This is a genomic window from Bacillus cereus group sp. Bc031, from assembly GCF_027716265.1.
In the GTDB taxonomy this organism is placed as follows: domain Bacteria; phylum Bacillota; class Bacilli; order Bacillales; family Bacillaceae_G; genus Bacillus_A; species Bacillus_A paranthracis.
The window spans coordinates 39,048-59,296 of record NZ_JAQFUL010000020.1; the positions used below are offsets into that span (position 1 = coordinate 39,048).

Here is a 20,249-nt window from a genome sequence, read left to right on the forward strand (position 1 = left end):
ATGTTTTTCATCCTAGAAAAAATATTTCTCAACATTTTAGCACTTTAAAAAAATTGAATATTCGTATTATAACGAATATTATATTGCTATCGGCAAAAATCGATAATTTGCAGACACTGGGGAGGAAATACATTGAAAAAGAAAAAGAAATTAAAACCTTTAGCGGTATTAACAACAGCAGCAGTGCTAAGTAGTACGTTTACTTTTGGAATTCATGCAGCGTATGCTGATACGCCACCATCTCTACCAATTGATGAGCATTTAATACCAGAGGAACGCTTGGCAGAAGCGCTGAAGCAACGGGGAGTAATCGATCAATCTGCATCACAAGCTGAGACATCAAAGGCTGTCGAAAAATATGTTGAGAAAAAGAAAGGGGAAAACCCTGGAAAAGAAATCTTGACAGGAGATAATCTTACGCAAGAAGCTTCAGATTTTATGAAAAAAGTAAAAGATGCAAAAATGAAGGAAAATGAACAAGCGCAGCAGCCCGAAGTAGGATCAGTAGCTGGGCAAGGTCCAGGATTGAACCCAGGAAAATTAAATGGAAAAGTACCGACTACACCAGCGAAGCAAGCTGAGTACAATGGGGCTGTTCGAAAAGATAAAGTACTTGTATTACTCGTAGAATTTAGCGATTTTAAGCATAATAATATCGATCAAGAACCGGGGTATATGTATTCTAAGGACTTTAATCGTGAACATTATCAAAAAATGTTATTTGGTGATGAGCCATTTACGTTATTTGATGGATCGAAGATTAATACATTTAAACAATATTATGAAGAACAATCTGGCGGAAGCTACACAGTTGATGGAACTGTAACAGAATGGCTTACTGTTCCAGGAAAAGCGTCAGATTATGGTGCTGATGCGGGAACTGGTCATGACAACAAAGGTCCTTTAGGCCCAAAAGATTTTGTGAAAGAAGCATTGAAAGCAGCAGTAGCAAAAGGCATTAATTTAGCTGATTATGATCAATTTGATCAATACGATCAAGATGGTGATGGAAATAAAAATGAGCCAGATGGAATCATTGATCATTTAATGGTAGTACATGCAGGCGTGGGTCAAGAAGCTGGCGGTGGTAAATTGAAAGATGATGCGATTTGGTCTCATCGTTCAAAACTAGGATCGAAGCCATATGCGATTGATGGGACAAAATCTTCTGTTTCGAACTGGGGCGGAAAGATGGCAGCATACGATTATACAATCGAGCCTGAAGACGGAGCGGTTGGTGTGTTTGCACATGAGTATGGTCATGATTTAGGGTTGCCAGATGAATATGATACAAAGTATTCAGGACAAGGTGAACCAGTTGAATCATGGTCCCTAATGAGCGGCGGTAGCTGGGCTGGAAAAATTGCAGGTACAGAGCCAACAAGTTTCTCACCGCAAAATAAAGAGTTTTTCCAAAAAAATATGAAGGGGAACTGGGCGAATATTGTTGAGGTAGATTATGATAAACTTCGCACGGGAATCGGTACTGCAACGTATTTAGATCAAAGTGTGACAAAATCAAAACGACCAGGAATCATTCGTGTTAACTTGCCAGACAAAGATATAAAAAATATTGAGTCAGCATTTGGTAAGAAGTTTTATTACAGTACGAAAGGAAATGACATTCATACAACACTTGAGACACCAGTATTTGACTTAACGACTGCAACGGATGCCAAGTTCGATTATAAGGCATTTTACGAACTGGAAGCGAAGTATGATTTCCTTGACGTATATGCGATTGCAGAAGATGGAACGAAGACACGCATTGATCGAATGGGCGAAAAAGATGTAAAAGGCGGTATAGATACAACGGATGGTAAGTGGATTGATAAATCATATGATTTAAATCAATTCAAAGGAAAGAAAGTAAAACTGCAATTTGAGTATGTAACAGATATTGCAGTAGCATATAAAGGATTTGCGTTAGACAATGCAGCATTAACTGTAGATGGAAAAGTTGTTTTCTCTGATGACGCAGAAGGCCAGCCAGCAATGACATTAAAAGGATTTACTGTGTCTAACGGATTTGAACAGAAGAAACATAACTACTATATCGAGTGGCGTAATTACGCTGGGTCTGATACTGCATTACAATATGCACGTGGTCCAGTATTTAATACAGGAATGGTTGTATGGTATGCGGATCAAAGCTTTACAGATAACTGGGTAGGCGTTCATCCAGGTGAAGGGTTCCTTGGAGTAGTAGATTCTCATCCAGAGGCAATCGTAGGAACATTAAACGGACAACCTACTGTGAAGAGCAGTACACGTTATCAAATTGCCGATGCGGCATTCTCATTTGATCAAACGCCAGCATGGAAAGTAAATTCACCAACTCGCGGTATCTTTGACTATAAAGGATTACCAGGAGTTGCAAAATTTGATGATTCTAAGCAATACATCAACAGCGTTATTCCAGATGCGGGACGTAAGTTACCTAAACTAGGATTGAAGTTTGAAGTAGTAGGTCAAGCTGAAGACAAGTCTGCAGGTGCAGTTTGGATCCATCGATAAAATAAAATGAAATGAAATGAAATGAAGAGGAGCTGCCATAAGCCGGTGAAACTGACTTATGGCAGCTCTTTTCTGCTTGTAAAAAGTTCTCGGTTTTAATTGTAAAGATTGGAAATGTATTTGATAAATAAAATGCTCAATCTGTTCAATTATAGCGCTATTTTGAGCGTAAGTAATTTGTAAGTATTGAGTAAGAAAAAAGAGAATTTTATAGTATATAATAATATTTATTACATCTACTTTTAACACCTGATACTAATAGTATGCTATAATATGAATTAGCAACAAAAAGGAAAGGAATTAGTAAAATGACATTAGAAAATACTAAAAATTTAAAAAAACAAGTTGCTCCATATGAAAAATCAACAATTAAAAAAAGTGTGTGGCAACTTATTAACACAGTCGTGCCATTTGTTGTTTTATGGTATCTCGCTTATAAAAGTTTGTCTGTTTCTTATCTGTTAGCATTAGTTCCATCTTTGTTAGCTGCTGGTTTTATGACGCGAATTTTCATAATTTTTCATGATTGTACCCATTATTCATTCTTTAAAAGTCGACGTGCAAATAGAATAGTAGGTACATGTATGGGTGTGTTAACGTTATTCCCATTTGATCAATGGGGGCATGAGCATGCGATTCATCACGCTACAAGTGGTAATTTAGATAAGCGAGGTACAGGAGATATTTGGACGCTTACAGTCGATGAATATGTAGCTGCACCATTTAGACTTCGTTTAGCATATCGTTTATATCGCAATCCATTCGTTATGTTTGGATTAGGTCCGATTTATGTTTTCTTGCTTAAAAATAGATTTAACCGAAAAGGTGCAAGACAGAAAGAACGTATGAATACGTATTTGACGAATATTATTATCGTTGCTGTAGTAGCTATACTTTGCTGGGCAATAGGATGGCAATCGTTTCTATTAGTACATGGTACGATATTCTTAATTGCAGGTTCAGTAGGGATTTGGCTGTTTTACGTACAGCACACTTTTGAGGATTCTTATTTTGAAGAGGATAAAGATTGGGAATATGTAAAAGCGGCAGTAGAAGGAAGTTCATTTTATAAACTTCCAAAAATCTTGCAATTCTTAACTGGTAATATTGGATTTCATCATGTTCACCATTTAAGTCCAAGAGTACCTAATTATAAGCTAGAAGAGGCACACAATAATACGCTTCTGTTAAAAAATGTACCAACAATTACACTTGCTACAAGCTTACAATCACTACGTTTCCGTCTTTGGGATGAGAAAAGTAACAATTTTGTTAGCTTTAAAGAAGTCAAAAATATAATTAAAAATAATGTTTCTGTCCGGGTGAAATCGGAATTATAATTTCATCGGCTATAAAACTCCCCTTAATCATTTTCGATTTAAGGGGAGTTTTTGTTATATATAACGGATATTGAGGACGTGGAATACTCATATGTAGGTATAAATTCAAGGATATGATAATAATATTATGTAAACAAGATAAAACATCATTTTTTTTATTATTGTGAAGGATATCATACATATATAATGGAAAGCAGAAGGTGGATGAGAGTAATGATGAGAATAGAAACAACGTAATAAAATAATTCTTTCAAAAGGAAGGGGAAATGAAAGATGTTGAAATTACAAGGAAAATACAATGAAGCGAAAGTATTTACGAATAACGTTGATGAGACTGCGACAGGGCAGATTATTGATCTTTGTAACCAAGAATTTGTAAAGGATAGTCAAATTCGTATTATGCCAGATACACATGCGGGAGCAGGGTGTACGATTGGGACAACAATGACAATACAAGATAAAATTGTTCCTAATCTTGTAGGGGTAGACATTGGTTGTGGTATGGAGGTTGTTGTAATTGATAAGAAAAAAGAAGAAATTAATTTCGATTGTTTAGATGAAACAATTCGTAAATTCGTTCCAAGTGGTTTTCGTATCCGAGATAAAGAACATCGATTCTCAAAAATGATTGATTTTGATGGTGTGAGAGCTCCATTTACATTACAACGCGCTCAAAAAAGTATTGGTACACTTGGGGGAGGAAATCATTTTGTCGAATTGAATGAGGACGATAAAGGGAATGTATATATTGTCATTCATAGTGGTTCTCGTAATTTAGGTAAACAAATAGCAGAGTATTACCAAAACTTCGCATATGAACAACTCATTGATGTTACATCAATGAAAGATGAGATTATTAAGAGATTAATGAAAGAGGGGAGAGAAAAAGAAATACAAGAAACTTTACGTGGAATAAAGAAGCCTAATATTCGAAAAGAATTAGCTTATTTAGAAGGACAGGGATTCAAAGATTATATGAATGACATGAATATTGCTCAAAAGTATGCTGAGTTAAATCGTAAAGCAATGATTGATGAAATTGTTACGAAAATGGACTGGAAAGTAACCGATCAATTTACTACAATACATAACTATATAGACATAGAAAATATGATTCTACGAAAAGGTGCTATTTCAGCTCAGAAAGATGAACGAGTCATTATTCCAATTAACATGAGAGATGGTTCAATTATTGCATTTGGTAAAGGTAATCCAGACTGGAATTTTTCTGGTCCGCATGGGGCAGGACGTATCATGAGTCGTAAGAAGGCTAAAGAATTATTGAGTCTAGAGGACTTCCAAAATACGATGACAGAAGTTTGGACTACATCGGTAGCAGAGAGCACAATTGATGAGGCACCAATGGTATACAAGCCAATGAATGAAATTATCGAAAATACGAAAGAGACAATAGATATAAAGCATATTATTAAGCCGTTATATAATTTTAAAGCGAATTAGAATGATAAAAGACCGCACATAAGGTAAAAGCTATGTGCGGTCTTTTATATATAAGTATAGTATTACATAGTCTCGCTAATTTTACTTTCACTACGAGTGTTAGTAGCAAGTCTTTTCTTAACTTTAAAGTGATAGTACGTGTAGCAAAAGATGATAAATGGTACAGTGCAATAGATTCCTAGACGTTGTTCTGGGATAAAGATTAGACTGATTAATATAATGCCATACAATCCAAAACCAAGTATTGGTACAAGTGGATAAAGTGGCGTTTTGAACTTTAAGTCTTCTAATTTTCCGCCGTCTGCTACATAATGTTTACGGAAAAAGAATTGAGAGACACAAATTGACATCCAAACAATGATTGTTATAACTCCAGAAATGGAAATGAGCCATAAGTAAACCGTTTCAGCAGCTACAACGCTTGTTAAAAGAGAAAAAGCAGAAATAGCAATTGTCATAATTAAAGCGTTTAAAGGTATTCCTCGTGATGATAATTTCTTTAAAAAGGCTGGAGCCATTTCATTTTTGGATAATGACCAAAGCATACGAGTTGCCGCGTATAGTCCTGAGTTTGCGACAGAAAGAACAGCAGTAAGAATAACAAAGTTCATAATATCAGCCGCATAGGGAATACCGATATTATCAAAAACGGCAACGAACGGGCTTTTTGTTAATCCTGCTTCTTCCCAAGGAATTAAAGCAACAAGAACAAAGATTGCTAAGACGAAGAAAAACATCGTACGCCATATAATATTTCTAATAGAACGAGGTAAAGTTTTTGCTGGATCTTCACTTTCACCTGCAGCGATTCCAACAAGTTCTGTACCTTGGAAGGAATAATTGACTGTAACCATTGTTAATAGAATAGCTGCAAGTCCATTTGGAAATAAACCACCATGATTCACGAAATTTGATAATAGCGGAGCTGGTTCGTCGCCTTTTAAATCAATAAAACCGAACATAGCGGCGCCACCAAGAATAATAAAAGCGATAATGGCAGATACTTTTATACTTGAAAACCAAAATTCTGTTTCTGCATAACTACGAGCAGATAGTGCGTTAATCGTGAAGATTGTAACTCCAAATATTAAACACCAAACCCAAACAGGAATATCAGGAAACCAGCGCTGCATTGTAATGCCAGCAGTTGTAAATTCAAGGCCGGTCGTATTCGCCCAGCTTAACCAATACAACCATCCGATTGTAAAGCCAGTTGCAGGATTGATAAACTTAGTGGCATATTCCTGGAAAGACCCCGAAACAGGCATGGCTACAGCGAGTTCACCAAGACATAGCATAACGAAATACATTAATAATCCACCGGCCATAAAGGCAAGTATGGATCCACCAGGTCCAGCTGACTTATAATAAAACCAGATCCGTTAAATAATCCCATTCCAATCACGCCACCGAGTGCAATCATGAATAAGTGTCTACTTTTCATCGTACGTTTTAATTCATTGTTTGTATTATTTACTTGCGCCATTGTTTTCCTCACTTTCGTAGTTGATAGCATAAATTTTGATGTTTTTCCGTATTGTGGAATATATTCCGTGATGTGAAATCTTGTTATAATTTTCAGATAATTAAAAAGAAAAGTCAATATTTTTTTGTTTGCGCTTTCAAATTATTGTTCGCAACATATTTTTATTTTTAGAAAATTGAATAAATAGATTGATTTCATTTCGAATGTTTGTTAAATTGATAGGTAATTGAGCGTGCTAACATATTACAAGTGAAGTAGAGGTGAGTTATGGTACAGTCCATTGATCGAGCGATAAGTATTATAAAGTTATTAAATTCTACTAATGAAAAAGAGTATTGGGCCATTTCTGATATAGCGGACAGAACACATCTCCCAGTTAGTACAGTACATAGATTACTTAACTCTCTAATCGAGCATGGGCTAGTTACACAAATTTCAGAGACGAAACAGTACAAAATTGGACCAATGTGGATGGAAATAGGATTACGACAATTGGAGAAGGTAGACTACAGATCAGTCGCAAGAGAAGTAATGAAACGATTGGCCTATGAAGTGGAAGAAAGTGTTTATTTGAACATTCCAAATGGAACACATTCTATTATTATTGAAAGAATGGATAGCCCTTTAAAAATTCGAGTTATTGATAACTTAGGGGAACAGATTCCTCTTTCAATTGGTGCTGCAAATAAAACGATGCTTGCCAATATGAAACAGAATGAAATGGAATATATTGTTGAGCAACTACTTTCTGCTTTACCAGAACAAAAGCAAATTCTTCTTGATCAAATAAAGCAAATAAGAAACGAAGGATATGCTGTCAGTTATGGAGAAAAAACAGAAGGGACAGCTTCAGTAGCTGCACCTATTATCGGATTTAATCATAAAGTAGTAGGAGCATTAAGTGTTGGGTTAATTAGTCATCGCATTAATGATGATCGACTATCTTTTCTTATTGGTAAGGTAAAACAAGCAGCACATGAAATATCAATAAAAATCGGCAGTACATCAGAACTATAATTTTGATAACTGTCGTCATTTTTTATTCATATACTGGAATTCATTTTCATAATGCGGAAAAATAGGGGGATTTATATGTCAAAGTGGCAATCAAAAGAACAATTGATTCAATTATTAAGCGGTCTTGTTGAAATTCCTAGTATTACAGGTACAGAAGCTGAAGTGATATTGCCAGACTTCGTTGTGGAACAATTATCTGATTTACAGTACTTCAAAGAAAATCCGCACCATTTGCAAAAAAATCCGACAGGGGACGGAAGATATTTTGTTACAGCACTAGTAAAGAAAAGCGATCGTACAAAAAATACCGTAATTTTAGTAAGTCATTTTGATGTTGTAGATGTACAAGATTATGGAGTGTGGAAAGAAGATGCATTCAATCCTAAAAAGTTAACGTCTATGTTTTATTCTCATAAAGATGAATTACCAGACCATGTACGTGAAGATATAGAACATGGAGATTGGCTGTTTGGTAGAGGAACAATGGATATGAAATGCGGCCTCACGTTACAAATGGCAATGATTGAGCAAGCTTGCGAAGGAAGGTTTGATGGGAATGTTCTTTTATTGGCTGTACCAGATGAAGAAGTAAACTCTGTAGGGATGAGAGCTGCTGTCCCAAGATTATTAGATTTAGCAAGAGAACATGATTTAGATTATAAAACAGTACTAAATTCAGAGCCTATGTTTTCAAGGCATCCTGGTGACCAAAAGAAATATATTTACACTGGTTCTATTGGTAAAGTGTTACCTGGTTTTCTTTGCTACGGAAAAGAGACACATGTAGGTGAACCTTTTGCAGGTTTAAATGGGAGTTATATGGCTTCATTAATAACAGCAGAATTAGAGTTGAATACAGACCTTTGTGATATTGTAGAAGGGGAAGCGAGTCCTCCGCCAACTAACTTACTTCAAAGGGACTTAAAGGAGGAGTATTCTGTACAAATTCCGCATCGCGCAGTCACATTATTTAATTTGTTTTTACTAGAAAAATCAATGACAGATGTCGTTTCATTGCTGCGTCAAAAAATAACGAAAGTAGCAGAAAAAATAGAAGAATCATATGAGAAGCAAGCTTATCGTTTTTCTAAATATAATCCATTTATACCACCTAACCTCAAAGTAAATGTATTAACATATGAAGAGCTTATCGCTTATGCAATTGAACAACACGGGCAAGAGAAAATAGATGATATTCAATCTAGCATTATTAAAAATAGAGAAGATAAAGATGATCGTGCGGTAACGATTGATTTAGTAGATAAACTAGCTATTTTATGTAAAGAAAAGGCGCCGATGATTGTACTTTTCTTCGCTCCGCCATATTATCCAGCTGTAAGTTCACGCAACAACCAGTTAATTAAAGAAGTAGTCGGAGAAATGGAAAGGTATGCACACTTCAATCATAATATTACATTTGAAAACCAAAACTATTTTGGAGGAATTTCAGATTTAAGCTATGTGGGCTTACAAAATCCATTACATTCAATGAGTTCACTTGTAGATAATATGCCATTATGGGATAAAGGTTACTCAATTCCACTTCAGGAACTAGAAGAATTTGACGTTCCAGTTTTAAATATGGGACCGGTAGGGAAAGATGCACATCAATGGACAGAACGTCTAGATGTAAATTACGCATTTGAAACGCTATTAGATATGTTACCGATTTGCATTGAAAAATTACTTGTTTCTAATAAAATTACACAAGCGTAGTAGGGAAGGGGAAAATGAAATTATTTTAATATAATTAACAACTAAAACGGCCAAACTCAAGTAAATTCGAGTTTGGCCGTTTATCATGTAGTGCATTTCTAATTACATTCATGTGAATTTATAGTTTTACTTTTTCGTTTGACCAGATAGTTCGACAGACTTTTGTGTACAACGTTGCATAGCTGAAATGATAGCTGTTCGTAAGCCTTTTTCCTCTAAAGTTGCTACAGCTTCTATCGTTGTTCCGCCGGGAGAACAAACCATATCTTTCAATTCACCTGGATGTATTCCTGTTTCTAGTACCATTTTTGCAGAGCCTAACACAGCTTGAGCAGCGAATTTATATGCTTGATTTCTTGGCATGCCATCTAGTACAGCAGCATCTGCCATCGCTTCTATTATCATATATACGTATGCTGGTGAAGAGCCACTTACAGATGTTACAACATCCATTAACTTTTCACTTACAATCTCTGATTGACCAAAACTATTGAAAATGTTTAGCACATCTTCTAAATCTTTTTCTGTCACCATTTCATTCGGACATAATGCTGACATTCCTTCTCCAACAAGAGCAGGGGTATTAGGCATTACTCGTACAACTTTTAATTTTTTATTAAAGGCATTTTCAGTACTTTCAATACTTTTACCAGCAGCAATCGTAACGATGATAGCATCGTTTTTTATTACTTCTTTAATTTCGTTAATTACTAATGAGTATAAGTCTGGTTTAATTGATAAAATTAAAATATCAGCATTTTTAGCGACTTCATTGTTGTCAGTAGTTATAGTTATTCCGTACTTTGTACTAGCATTTTCTAAATTCGTCGTGTTTAAATCTGAACACATGATTTTATTTGAAGACACTATCTTTTTGTTTAGCATCCCGCCAATGATAGCCATCCCCATATTTCCGCATCCGATGAATCCAATTTGTTTATCCATAATAATTCAATCTTGCTCCTTTTTTAATAAATTATATCATTTTGAAATTGTTATCTTAAAATAACAATAACATCTCCATGCAATATAAAGAAACATTCTAAGAGAATATTTTCCTTTTTGCAACACCAAAAGATAAAAAATCAATTATATTCGACATTCTGTAAATATATACACTATAATGTAAGGTATTATGTTTATGAATATGAGTTGTAGTTATATCAATTTGTATTTTCATTCAGTAGAGCAATCTTTTCATGCAAGTAACTTGCTCCTCTATTTATTTTTAAAAATACCTCTTGACACCAAATCGAACTATATCGCATAATATAAAAAAATTAAACCGAAAATCGTTGAAGGGAAATAGTACATATGTCTTCTTGCGAAAGAGAGTGGAATTCACCGGCTGAAAGATTCCTCGTATAGAATATATCGAACCTATCCCTGAGTCTTAAATGAAAGTTTAGGCGTTCGCCTGCGTTATAGGCACCAAGTGGATATCTATGTATATCAATTAAGGTGGTACCGCGGAACAATGACCGTTTCGTCCTTTTTATTTTATGAAGGGCGAAGCGGTCATTTTTATTTTGCTCTTAAATAGGCTACGTGCAGCACTCATAAGAATAGAAATCGCTGCGAGCTGTATGAATAGAAATGTAATGTATAAAAAACTTTGATTTTAGACTTGGGGGATAAAAAAGTGAAGAAACAGCGAATAGTTGTAAAGATTGGGAGCAGTTCTTTGGCGGATAGTCATGGAGGCATTTCTAAAGAACAACTTTCAGATCATGTTGCCGCATTAGCTCGATTGAAAGAGGAAGGGCATGAAGTGTTGTTAATTACATCTGGGGCCGTTGCTGCAGGTTTTTCTGCTCTAGGATACCCTAGCAGACCTGTAACAATTAAAGGGAAACAGGCTGCTGCGGCTGTCGGACAAAGTTTGTTAATGCAGGCATACACGGAGGAATTCCGTAAATACGGTATCGTTACTGCACAACTATTGCTGACGAGAAGTGATTTTTCTAGAAAAGAACAATATAGTAACGCTTACGCTACGTTAGGAGAGTTATTAAACCGTTCTGCTCTTCCAATTATTAATGAAAATGATTCCATCTCTTTAGAGGAGTTAACGTTCGGTGATAATGATATGCTGTCAGCTTTAGTAAGCGGACTTGTTTCGGCAGATATGCTTATGATTTTTACAGATGTGAACGGTTTATATGATAAAAATCCTCAAAAAAATGAGGATGCGAAAAAATATTATTTCCTTCCTGAAGTTACAGAAGAAATTGCTTCTCTTGCTGGAGATGCTGGCTCAAAACTTGGGACTGGCGGTATGAAATCAAAAATTGATGCTGCAAAGACGGCGCTATCTCTTGGGGTAAGTGTATTTATCGGTACAGGACGTGGACAAGAGAAATTTGTTGATGTTTTAAAGGGGAAAGGTGACGGGACGTATGTCGGAAATGCCCCTCAAAAAGAAATGAAGATGAACAAGCAATGGATTGCCTTGCATTCGGTTGTTAGCGGTCAAATTGAAATAGACGCCGGAGCAACTACAGCTATCATTCAGCATGGCAAGAGTCTTCTTCCTGCGGGTGTTACAAATGTGTCAGGATTTTTCAAAGTTGGCGATGTTGTAGAAGTCATGACGCAACAAGGGCGCGTAATTGGAAAAGGACAATGCACATATAGCGCAGAGGAATTAAGAGAGATAAAAGGTATGCAAAGCCAACATATTCAAGCAAGAGGCGAAAGGCATAGTTATGAAGTCATCCATAGAGATCATTGGGTTTCACTTTAAGAAGAGGGATCAAAAAGGAGGAAATAAAAATGAATGAAGTGTTAGTAAAGGGAAAAAAAGCGAAAGAAATCGCTGGAGAACTTGTGCTTAAAAATACGGATCAAAAAAACGAAGCACTTGCTGCAATTGCAAATCAATTAATAAGTGAAACAGCTTATATTTTAGAGGAAAACAAACGTGATATAGAAGAAGGTAAGGCAAAAGGATTTTCGGATTCACTCCTTGATCGTCTTATGCTAACTGAAAATCGTATTATTGATATGACAGAGGGGATTAAGCAGCTAATTGAATTACGTGATCCTGTAGGAGAATGTGTAAGTGCATGGGAAAGGCCAAATGGACTATCTATTCAGGAAATGCGTGTACCACTTGGTGTTGTTGGGATGATTTACGAGGCAAGACCGAATGTAACAGTGGATGCTGCTACTATTTGTTTGAAGACAGGAAACGCAGTCATATTACGTGGTAGTTCTTCTGCTATTCATTCTAATAAAGCCATTGTTGCCGTTATTCACAGAGCGCTCAAACAAACAAGCTTACCAGAAGAAAGTGTACAGCTTATAGAAGATACAACGCGAGATAGCGCGAAGCAGTTATTTACAATGAATGATTATTTAGACGTTCTTATTCCAAGAGGTGGCAAACAATTAATCGATACTGTTGTGAGGGAAGCGTCTGTTCCAGTACTTGAAACAGGTGCGGGGAATTGTCATATTTTCATTGATGAAACAGCGGGTAAACAAATGGCATTTGATATTATTATAAATGCAAAAACGCAGCGTCCATCTGTATGTAATGCGATTGAAACGATTGTACTTCATGAGAAGTGGGCAGAGCAATATGGTAGCGAGTTGTTTTCTTCTTTGAAGGCAAGAGGCGTGGAGCTACGTGGTGATCAAAAAGCATTGGCAATTGATTCATCAATTGTACTTGCTTCAGAAGAAGACTGGGGGACAGAATTTTTATCTCTCACGCTAGCAGTTAAATTAGTTTCTTCTATAGAAGAAGCGATTCACCACATAAATACGTATGGATCTATGCATTCTGAAGCGATTATTTCAGAAAACGAGGAAAACGTCAGCAAATTTTTCGTATCTGTTGATGCTGCTGCGCTGTATCACAATGCATCAACTCGTTTTACTGATGGATCTGAATTCGGATTCGGAGCTGAGATTGGCATCAGTACACAAAAGCTACACGTAAGGGGACCAATGGGGCTTCCTGCATTAACTTCTACAAAATACGTCATTCGTGGAAATGGACAAATTCGAAAATAAAAATAAAAGACACTCAATTCGTTTGGGTGTCTTTTATTTTAAAAATTATTTACCATACAAAAAGCCCAACAAGCATAGCGCTTAATAAGGAAACAGCCATTCCGCTCACAAGAAGCTTCCAAACATTTTTCCCGATGACTGATGATTTTTCGCCGCCAAATAATGAATTGTAAGTTCCATAAATCATACCTACTGTACTAAAGTTAGCAAAAGAAGCTAGAAATGTTGTGGCAACCGCAACCGTATGCGGTTGTAAAGACTTTAAGTTTGATTTTAAATCCATCATTGCAACAAATTCATTCGTCGTTATTTTGATCCCCATTAGTTCAGCTACATACATAGCATCACTGCCCGATAAACCGAGTAAAAAAGCGAAAGGACTAAAGATAATAGAGAAGATTTTTTGAATTGTTAAACCCGTTACAAAAAATCCTAAAATCCCATTTAAACATGCTGTTAAAGCTACATATCCAATTACCATAGCTAAAATAACGATAACCATATTCATCCCGACTAACATACTGTTGGAAATAGTAGAAAAGAAATCCTTTTTTTCATGTTTGGAAGGTGAATAAACAACATCTTCTTCTTTCGAAACTTCCACAGGATTTAATACATTGGCTAAAATTAATGCGTTAATACAGTTTAATGGGATTGCGCTGAAAATATATGTTGCTGGAACCATTGATAAATAAGCACCAAGAATGGATCCGCTGACGCTACTCATACTCATAATTCCAAAAGTCAGCAGACGATTTTCTTTTAAAACAGATAATTGATCCCGAACAACCGCAAGCGCTTCGGTGTTCCCTAAAAACATCATTTGAATCGAAAAGAAGCTTTCTAACTTTGGTAAACGAGAAATCTTTGAAATAATTGCACCTACTTTATCAATAATCCAAGTTAAGATTCCAAAGTAAGACAGAATATCAAAGAACGTGATAACAAAAATGATAGGAAGTAATGCGCTAAAGAAGAAATCAATTGTTTGATTTTCCATAGCAGAAGTAAATGCAAATCGAATTCCTTCATTCGCACATGCCAGTAGCCAACTGAAAAATGAAGCAATTTTATTAATGATAATACTGCCTAGCTTTGTGCCTAACATAAACCACGTAATAAAAAGCTCCAATATGATGAGAATTACAATTGGTCTCCATTTTATATGTTTTTTATTAGGCGAACATAAGTAAACAATTAATATGACAACGAAAATCCCTAACATATTCAATATGAAATACATGTCAACAACTCCTTGAGGCTTATTATTTGTATATAAAAAAGCTCCTATTCTCCTTAATTTAGAATGAATGTATTTCAACTAAAATTTTGTTGATTCTAAAAATATAGAAGGTAAAATTCGATAAAAATAGAATTTAATATATAGCAAACAAGGAGGGATAAAAATGGAGGTCTATCACATAACGAGTAGAAAGAGGGAAACTTATAACGTTCAAGTGAAATATTCGATACTTTTCGAATGTGCTCTTGGAATTGCAGCAATTACTCATAAGAGGTTAATTGATACACTTGAAAAGAGTCAAAATGAATGGGAAGAAATTAAGAAATCATTAACAGAAGAAATGAGAGAGCATTTACAATTTGTCAAAGAAAATAATACGTGGAAAGCATTGCTTCAGTTGTTGTATGAAGAAGATTTTCACGATGTATCGCAGTTTCACGCTAAAATTGATTCACTTTCAGAAGAAGATTTGAAGTATATATGTTTACCGTTTTTAGGAGAGAAGTACCAAGAAAAAAGAATTTTAGCGGCAAGTGGAAACGTAACTGCAAACGTAACTGCAATACATGAACTAATGGAACTGACACAAGAACATCAGTTTTTCTCTACTTATATTCGTTTTATATGCGATGTTGATGTACAAGTGCTAAAATCCCATTTAATTGCTGTTATGACAGGATGGTATGAGAGCGTTATTCAGAAAGAGGAAGAAGAAATACTTTCTATATTAAAACGAGATTATGAAGCAAAGAGTGAAATGAATAAAAAGATGAAACCAGAAGAGTTTGTCGAGTGGGCTACAGGTGGCGTTCATTATATGCCAGAACCAAGTGTTCATCACGTGCTTCTTATCCCGCAAATAACGTACAGACCGTGGAATATTGAGGCGGATGTTGAAGATACGAAAGTATTTCATTATCCAGTTGCAAACGAAAGTATCCATCCTGAAGATCCATATGAACCGAACTATTTTTTAGTTCAAAAACATAAAGCTCTTGGAGATGAAGCGAGGTTACGCATTGTAAAAATGTTGTTCGAAAAAGAACGAACATTGCAGGAAATTACAGAAAGATTGCAACTTAGTAAATCGACTGTACACCACCATTTGAAATTGTTACGTGCAGCGAAGTTAGTGGATATACATGATGGGAAATATGTATTAAGAAAGAAAGCAGTACAATCGTTAGCGAAAGAATTAGATGCGTTTTTAAATAGATAATATACAACAAGAATGTACATAAAGGGAGGAATATAAAAGAAAAGTTGGTGTGTGAAATTGAAAAATGTATTGAAAAATCGTTCGTTCTTTTTTATGTGGATTGGTAGTGCAATCTCAGAATTAGGAGGGGGGTTCGGAACGTTATGTAATTCAATTCTAGTATATGAGTTAACAGGATCGGAAATGGCTTTAAGTAGTATGTGGCTATTATATTTCATCCCATCACTCATACTGCAATTAATCAGTGGCCCATTTATTGATAAATGGAGTCGGAAGTGGATTATGATTTTTTCACAATGGATACGAGCGTCCGTATTCTTATTACCTTTGATAATGTTAGTTTCCGGTAGTTTAGAAGTTTGGCACATTTATGTTGTTCAAATTGTAGTGGGACTTATTACACCACTTTATACACCTGCAAGTCAAGCAATTACACCGAGCATTGTAGGGAAAGAACAACTTCAAGATGCAAATGCGTACATTGATGGAATGACTCGTCTTATGATGTTTCTTGCGCCAGTATTAGGTGGAGTAGTCATTCATTTGATTGGCACAGAACTTGCGTTATCTTTCGTATGCATTTGTTTATTTGTTAGTGGCACTTTCTTACTTTATATAAAAGAAAATAGAACGTCGCAACCTATTCGGAAAACGTGGCTAGAACAGTTTCTTCACGGTTTTACATATTTTTTCACAAAACCAATCATCGTTTGGCTCGGTATATTTCTAACTTTTGTTCAATTTGGAGTAGGAGTAACAATGGTCACAAACCTTCCTTATATAAAAGATGAGCTATCAGCGGGATATGCGGAATTTGGTTATTTTATGGCCGGATTCCCACTTGGCTATGTAGTTGGATCTATACTAGTCGGAAAAGTAACATATAAAAGCCGGCGTATACTTATGCTTGGAGGATTGTTTATAGGGGGGCTCACATACATTTCGCTAGGGTTCAATCATAGTATTATCATTGCAATAATAGTTGAAGTAATAGCAGGGATTTGTATTGCATTTTTCAATGTTCATAACACAACGATATGCCAACAGTCAGTTCCGAACAATATGATAGGACAAGTATTTTCAGTGCGATTATTTTTCATACGATCCGCTATGCCGTTAGGTGTGTTAGTAGGGGGAATATTGAGTGAAATGTGGGGAGTAAGAGCGCTATATTTAATCATCGGTGCAATTATATGTGTCACCTCTTTAATAGGAATGTTACTTCCGTATTTCAAGTTTTTAGATGAGGCGATAGAAGAGAAAACAGCATAATTCGAAAAATCTAAACTTTATAATTGAAAATAATTATCATAATCAACTATAATAGAAGTATAGTAGTATTCGTATTAGAATGAAGGAGTGGGATATATGTTTATCGAAACGAAAACATTTACAGTAAAAGAAGGTACATCAAATATAGTTGTAGAACGTTTTACTGGAGAAGGTATTATTGAAAAGTTTGAAGGTTTTATTGATTTAAGTGTTCTTGTGAAAAAAGTAAGACGCGGCGACGAAGAAGTAGTCGTTATGATTCGCTGGGAATCTGAAGAAGCATGGAAAAACTGGGAAACAAGTGAAGAGCATTTAGCAGGTCATAGAGCGAGCCGTGGTAAACCAAAACCAGATCATATTATTAATGTAGATCATGCAGTTTATTATGTAAAATCATCGAAAGCGGCTTATCAACAGTCGTAATATATATGTAAAGGTAGAGGATATTTGTTTATTAATAAACAAATATCCTCTTTTTTTGATTTATAGTAAAATATGGATGTGATAAATGTTTATTTGATAAAAGTGGTGACTTAAAAAAACTAAAAGAAATAGCTATATCTGAATTTGAAAACTATCGTGTTTCTAGCGACAAAGTGAAAGGCATTTCTCATTGGTTACAGAGTTCGTTAATTAAAATTCAATCTGCTTTGAAAGCAAATGATGAGTTAAAGGCTTCATACATAGTTCAAACTTCAACTTGGACATTGTTAGAAGGAATATGGGCTATTAATAATAAGCCAGTACCGCCAGCGGGATCTGTGTTGAAGTATATTCAAACGTTACCGAATAAGCCAATTCATTTAGATGCGTTACTTAATAAACTATTTTTAGATGATACGAAGGACCGTATTAAAGCAGCAATTGAGTTAATTGAGTGGGTGCTTCATAAATAATATTGTTGGTAAATCGATATGTTGTGTTGAATCGTCGATATATCGAGAAAATCGTTGATATAAATTTCATATACTGTATAAGTAGCAACTAAAAGAGTGTAATCTAGTTAAATTTTTAAAATGAAGTTTCATAACAAGGTCTATTTTGCAAAGGAATTGCTTATGCATAAAATAACAATAATGTATCTTAATGCAAAAAAACTAGAGAATCTAGCAGGTTTCCCATAGGGTACAGTACGAAACGATTATAAGTAGTACAGTGATATAAATAGGAGGTTATCGCTATGACATCTGAATTTAAAGAGATGGCGTTCCAGCTGAAAACGGAACGACTCGACCTGAATATGTGGGAGGAATCCGATGCAGTCTGGCTTAGAGAACTAGTTGGTGAACGTGGAGTGGAAATGCCAACCGTTGAATCTGTACGTAACGATCTTATTGAGAAGCGCAAGATAGCAGCTGAAAATGGTATTTCTCTTCTCACGATTCGTAGACGAGATGAAGGCGATTTCATCGGTTACTGTGGCTTAATTATCGGTCGTTCCACGCTTGAAGAGCCGGAGATTGCATACGAGTTGTTCCGCAGTGCTCATCGCATGGGTTATGCGACAGAGGCAGCATCAGCGGTATTGGAGGCTGCGATTGCTACGGGGCGCAAAAGACTATGGTCTACTGTAGGCGCTTGGAATACTGCGTCTTTTTGGGTGTTAGAGAAGTTAGGATTTAAGCGACATCATAGTACGTTTGGCGAACGCGGTGAGATTGTTTGGAATGTGCGCGATCTATAGATTAAATTCAAAACAATGAAAAACGTAAAAGAAAGCCCATATGTTAGATTACTCAGTAATCTAGCATATGGGCTTTTCCTTTAAATGCAATAGTTTGTTTTAATTTTTTACATCCTCATATAATTGGAGTGCCTCTTTCACATTCAACCCATTTTTCACAATCCCATGTATCGCTTGAATCATCGCAGCTGGATGTTCGGATTGCCATATGTTGCGGCCCATATCTACGCCGATTGCACCTTCTTGCAGTGCGTTATACGTAATGTTTAATGCGTCTTCAATTGAATCTAGTTTTGGGCCGCCCGCGATAACGACTGGGGCAGGGCAAGTGCTTGTGATTTTTTCGAATCCTTCGCAGTAATACGTTTTAATAATGTCAGCACCCATTTCAACGCATACACGGGAAGCAAGTGCTAAAAAGCGAGCTTCACGTTTTTGCAGTTCTTTTGCAACTGCGGTAATGCCAAGTACTGGCAGACCATAATCATGAGCTTCTGAAACTACATTTGCGAGATTTGTAACTGTTTGTGTTTCATAGTCTGATCCGACGAAAACAGATACACCGACGCCAATTGCATTTTGTTTTACTGCTTCTTTTACAGGGGTAACAATTGTTTCATTCGCTAAGTCTTTACCGACGACAGTAGCTCCGCCTGATACGCGCATAACCATCGGTGTACTGCAATTTTCAGGAATGCAGGAGTTAAGTACACCTCGCGTTAAAAAGAGGGAATCTGTGTAAGGAAGCAAGTTTTTAACTGTTTCAAGTGGTTGTTCAAGCCCGTGAATTGGTCCTAAAAAGTAGCCGTGATCTATCGCTAACATAACCGCTCTACCATCAGGTAAAATTGTATTTAATCGATTTTTAAATCCCCAAGTCATTCAAAATCACTCCTTCGTTAATGTTGGATTTTCCGTTTGAACAGTATCTTTATTTGGTAAATGTGGTGACTTTATAAAAACCGCTTTAAAAGGTTTGTCAGAATGGTTAATAAGATAGTGAGATTCATGAGGACGAACTTGCAGGACGTCACCTTGTTTCATTGGAACTCTTTCGTTATTTACATAGAAATCTATTTCACCTTCTAATGCATAAAAGACCTCTTCGCACGTCGTATGATAATGGTTTTGAAACTCCTGCCCAGGCTGAATGACAACAAGGCCAAGATCAATATTCGGACCTTGTATTAAATATTTCGGCCCGTTATCACCGAAGCGATAGGAGAAGTCATTTTCATTCGCTTTTAACATACATTCCACTCCTTTATGTA

At 35.9% G+C, this 20,249-nt stretch carries 15 protein-coding genes, 2 pseudogenes and 1 other annotated feature; of the genes and pseudogenes, 12 read left to right on the plus strand and 5 right to left on the minus strand.

Going from position 1 to position 20,249, the window contains the following annotated elements:
• The first annotated feature begins 132 nt into the window (after positions 1-132).
• The 3 genes from PDQ33_RS10525 to PDQ33_RS10535 all read left to right on the plus strand — a co-directional run bounded on the left by PDQ33_RS10525 (position 133) and on the right by PDQ33_RS10535 (position 5,318).
• Positions 133-2,517: an immune inhibitor A domain-containing protein gene (locus PDQ33_RS10525; protein WP_000727459.1), complete on the plus strand. Its 2,385-nt coding sequence runs from the start codon at positions 133-135 to the stop codon at positions 2,515-2,517.
• 308 nt (positions 2,518-2,825) lie between these two features.
• Positions 2,826-3,857 (plus strand): fatty acid desaturase, encoded by a 1,032-nt coding sequence (locus tag PDQ33_RS10530; protein WP_061130956.1) that lies wholly within the window; start codon positions 2,826-2,828, stop codon positions 3,855-3,857.
• 273 nt (positions 3,858-4,130) lie between these two features.
• Positions 4,131-5,318 (plus strand): RtcB family protein, encoded by a 1,188-nt coding sequence (locus PDQ33_RS10535; RefSeq protein ID WP_061130957.1) that lies wholly within the window; start codon positions 4,131-4,133, stop codon positions 5,316-5,318.
• Positions 5,319-5,380: 62 nt separating this feature from the next.
• Here the strand turns inward: PDQ33_RS10535 and PDQ33_RS10540 are convergent.
• A pseudogene (locus PDQ33_RS10540) lies at positions 5,381-6,804 on the minus strand (amino acid permease).
• Between the two features lie 267 nt (positions 6,805-7,071).
• Between PDQ33_RS10540 and PDQ33_RS10545 the strand changes: the two are divergent.
• Positions 7,072-7,821: an IclR family transcriptional regulator gene (locus tag PDQ33_RS10545; RefSeq protein ID WP_270755576.1), complete on the plus strand. Its 750-nt coding sequence runs from the start codon at positions 7,072-7,074 to the stop codon at positions 7,819-7,821.
• 75 nt (positions 7,822-7,896) lie between these two features.
• On the plus strand, positions 7,897-9,537 hold the full coding sequence (locus PDQ33_RS10550; protein WP_270755574.1) for a M20 family metallopeptidase: 1,641 nt from the start codon (positions 7,897-7,899) through the stop codon (positions 9,535-9,537).
• Positions 9,538-9,663: 126 nt separating this feature from the next.
• Here PDQ33_RS10550 and proC read toward each other — a convergent pair whose 3' ends face one another.
• The gene (gene proC, locus PDQ33_RS10555) at positions 9,664-10,482 is read right to left on the minus strand and encodes a pyrroline-5-carboxylate reductase (RefSeq protein WP_046199270.1); all 819 of its coding nucleotides are present in this window, start codon (positions 10,480-10,482) and stop codon (positions 9,664-9,666) included.
• A 341-nt stretch (positions 10,483-10,823) separates the two neighbouring features.
• Positions 10,824-11,034 (plus strand) — a binding site (T-box leader).
• 145 nt (positions 11,035-11,179) lie between these two features.
• Between proC and proB the strand changes: the two genes are divergently transcribed.
• Both proB and proA read left to right on the plus strand, forming a co-directional pair.
• Positions 11,180-12,283, plus strand: coding sequence for a glutamate 5-kinase (gene proB, locus PDQ33_RS10560; RefSeq protein ID WP_000744725.1), 1,104 nt, complete (start codon positions 11,180-11,182; stop codon positions 12,281-12,283).
• A gap of 29 nt (positions 12,284-12,312) precedes the next feature.
• A complete protein-coding gene (gene proA, locus PDQ33_RS10565) occupies positions 12,313-13,560 on the plus strand; it encodes a gamma-glutamyl phosphate reductase (protein WP_001006729.1) in 1,248 nt (415 codons plus the stop codon).
• A gap of 49 nt (positions 13,561-13,609) precedes the next feature.
• On the opposite strand, the gene PDQ33_RS10570 is transcribed toward proA, so the two are convergent.
• On the minus strand, positions 13,610-14,803 hold the full coding sequence (locus tag PDQ33_RS10570) for a NupC/NupG family nucleoside CNT transporter (RefSeq protein ID WP_270755570.1): 1,194 nt from the start codon (positions 14,801-14,803) through the stop codon (positions 13,610-13,612).
• Positions 14,804-14,966: 163 nt separating this feature from the next.
• On the opposite strand from PDQ33_RS10570, the gene PDQ33_RS10575 reads away from it, so the two are divergent.
• The 5 genes and pseudogenes from PDQ33_RS10575 (at position 14,967) to PDQ33_RS10595 (ending at position 18,978) form a co-directional block, all read left to right on the plus strand.
• Positions 14,967-16,022 carry an ArsR/SmtB family transcription factor gene (locus tag PDQ33_RS10575; protein WP_270755568.1) on the plus strand — a complete coding sequence of 352 codons (1,056 nt, stop codon included), beginning with the start codon at positions 14,967-14,969 and terminating at the stop codon, positions 16,020-16,022.
• A 51-nt stretch (positions 16,023-16,073) separates the two neighbouring features.
• Complete coding sequence (locus PDQ33_RS10580; protein WP_025991647.1) at positions 16,074-17,294, plus strand: MFS transporter; 1,221 nt, start codon at positions 16,074-16,076, stop codon at positions 17,292-17,294.
• A gap of 96 nt (positions 17,295-17,390) precedes the next feature.
• Positions 17,391-17,717: a heme-degrading monooxygenase HmoA gene (gene hmoA, locus PDQ33_RS10585; protein WP_000469503.1), complete on the plus strand. Its 327-nt coding sequence runs from the start codon at positions 17,391-17,393 to the stop codon at positions 17,715-17,717.
• A gap of 89 nt (positions 17,718-17,806) precedes the next feature.
• A pseudogene (locus PDQ33_RS10590) lies at positions 17,807-18,190 on the plus strand (DNA polymerase subunit beta); the annotation flags it as partial.
• 284 nt (positions 18,191-18,474) lie between these two features.
• Entirely contained in the window at positions 18,475-18,978 is a 504-nt protein-coding gene (locus PDQ33_RS10595; RefSeq protein ID WP_270755564.1) for a GNAT family N-acetyltransferase, read from the plus strand.
• Between the two features lie 99 nt (positions 18,979-19,077).
• Here the strand turns inward: PDQ33_RS10595 and lsrF are convergent, their stop codons facing one another.
• Both lsrF and PDQ33_RS10605 read right to left on the minus strand, forming a co-directional pair.
• Complete coding sequence (gene lsrF / locus PDQ33_RS10600) at positions 19,078-19,860, minus strand: 3-hydroxy-5-phosphonooxypentane-2,4-dione thiolase (RefSeq protein WP_000219760.1); 783 nt, start codon at positions 19,858-19,860, stop codon at positions 19,078-19,080.
• Between the two features lie 6 nt (positions 19,861-19,866).
• Complete coding sequence (locus PDQ33_RS10605; RefSeq protein WP_000909989.1) at positions 19,867-20,229, minus strand: cupin domain-containing protein; 363 nt, start codon at positions 20,227-20,229, stop codon at positions 19,867-19,869.
• Between the last annotated feature and the right edge of the window lie 20 nt (positions 20,230-20,249).

What these genes read in the sequence shown, in the direction of transcription:
- PDQ33_RS10530 (WP_061130956.1), top strand. Translation starts at nt 2,826, where the DNA reads ATGACATTAGAAAATACTAAAAATTTAAAAAAACAAGTTGCTCCATAT.
- PDQ33_RS10535 (WP_061130957.1), top strand. Translation starts at nt 4,131, where the DNA reads ATGTTGAAATTACAAGGAAAATACAATGAAGCGAAAGTATTTACGAAT.
- PDQ33_RS10545 (WP_270755576.1), top strand. Translation starts at nt 7,072, where the DNA reads ATGGTACAGTCCATTGATCGAGCGATAAGTATTATAAAGTTATTAAAT.
- PDQ33_RS10550 (WP_270755574.1), top strand. Translation starts at nt 7,897, where the DNA reads ATGTCAAAGTGGCAATCAAAAGAACAATTGATTCAATTATTAAGCGGT.
- proC (WP_046199270.1), bottom strand. Translation starts at nt 10,482, where the DNA reads ATGGATAAACAAATTGGATTCATCGGATGCGGAAATATGGGGATGGCT.
- proA (WP_001006729.1), top strand. Translation starts at nt 12,313, where the DNA reads ATGAATGAAGTGTTAGTAAAGGGAAAAAAAGCGAAAGAAATCGCTGGA.
- PDQ33_RS10570 (WP_270755570.1), bottom strand. Translation starts at nt 14,803, where the DNA reads ATGTATTTCATATTGAATATGTTAGGGATTTTCGTTGTCATATTAATT.
- PDQ33_RS10575 (WP_270755568.1), top strand. Translation starts at nt 14,967, where the DNA reads ATGGAGGTCTATCACATAACGAGTAGAAAGAGGGAAACTTATAACGTT.
- hmoA (WP_000469503.1), top strand. Translation starts at nt 17,391, where the DNA reads ATGTTTATCGAAACGAAAACATTTACAGTAAAAGAAGGTACATCAAAT.
- PDQ33_RS10595 (WP_270755564.1), top strand. Translation starts at nt 18,475, where the DNA reads ATGACATCTGAATTTAAAGAGATGGCGTTCCAGCTGAAAACGGAACGA.
- lsrF (WP_000219760.1), bottom strand. Translation starts at nt 19,860, where the DNA reads ATGACTTGGGGATTTAAAAATCGATTAAATACAATTTTACCTGATGGT.
- PDQ33_RS10605 (WP_000909989.1), bottom strand. Translation starts at nt 20,229, where the DNA reads ATGTTAAAAGCGAATGAAAATGACTTCTCCTATCGCTTCGGTGATAAC.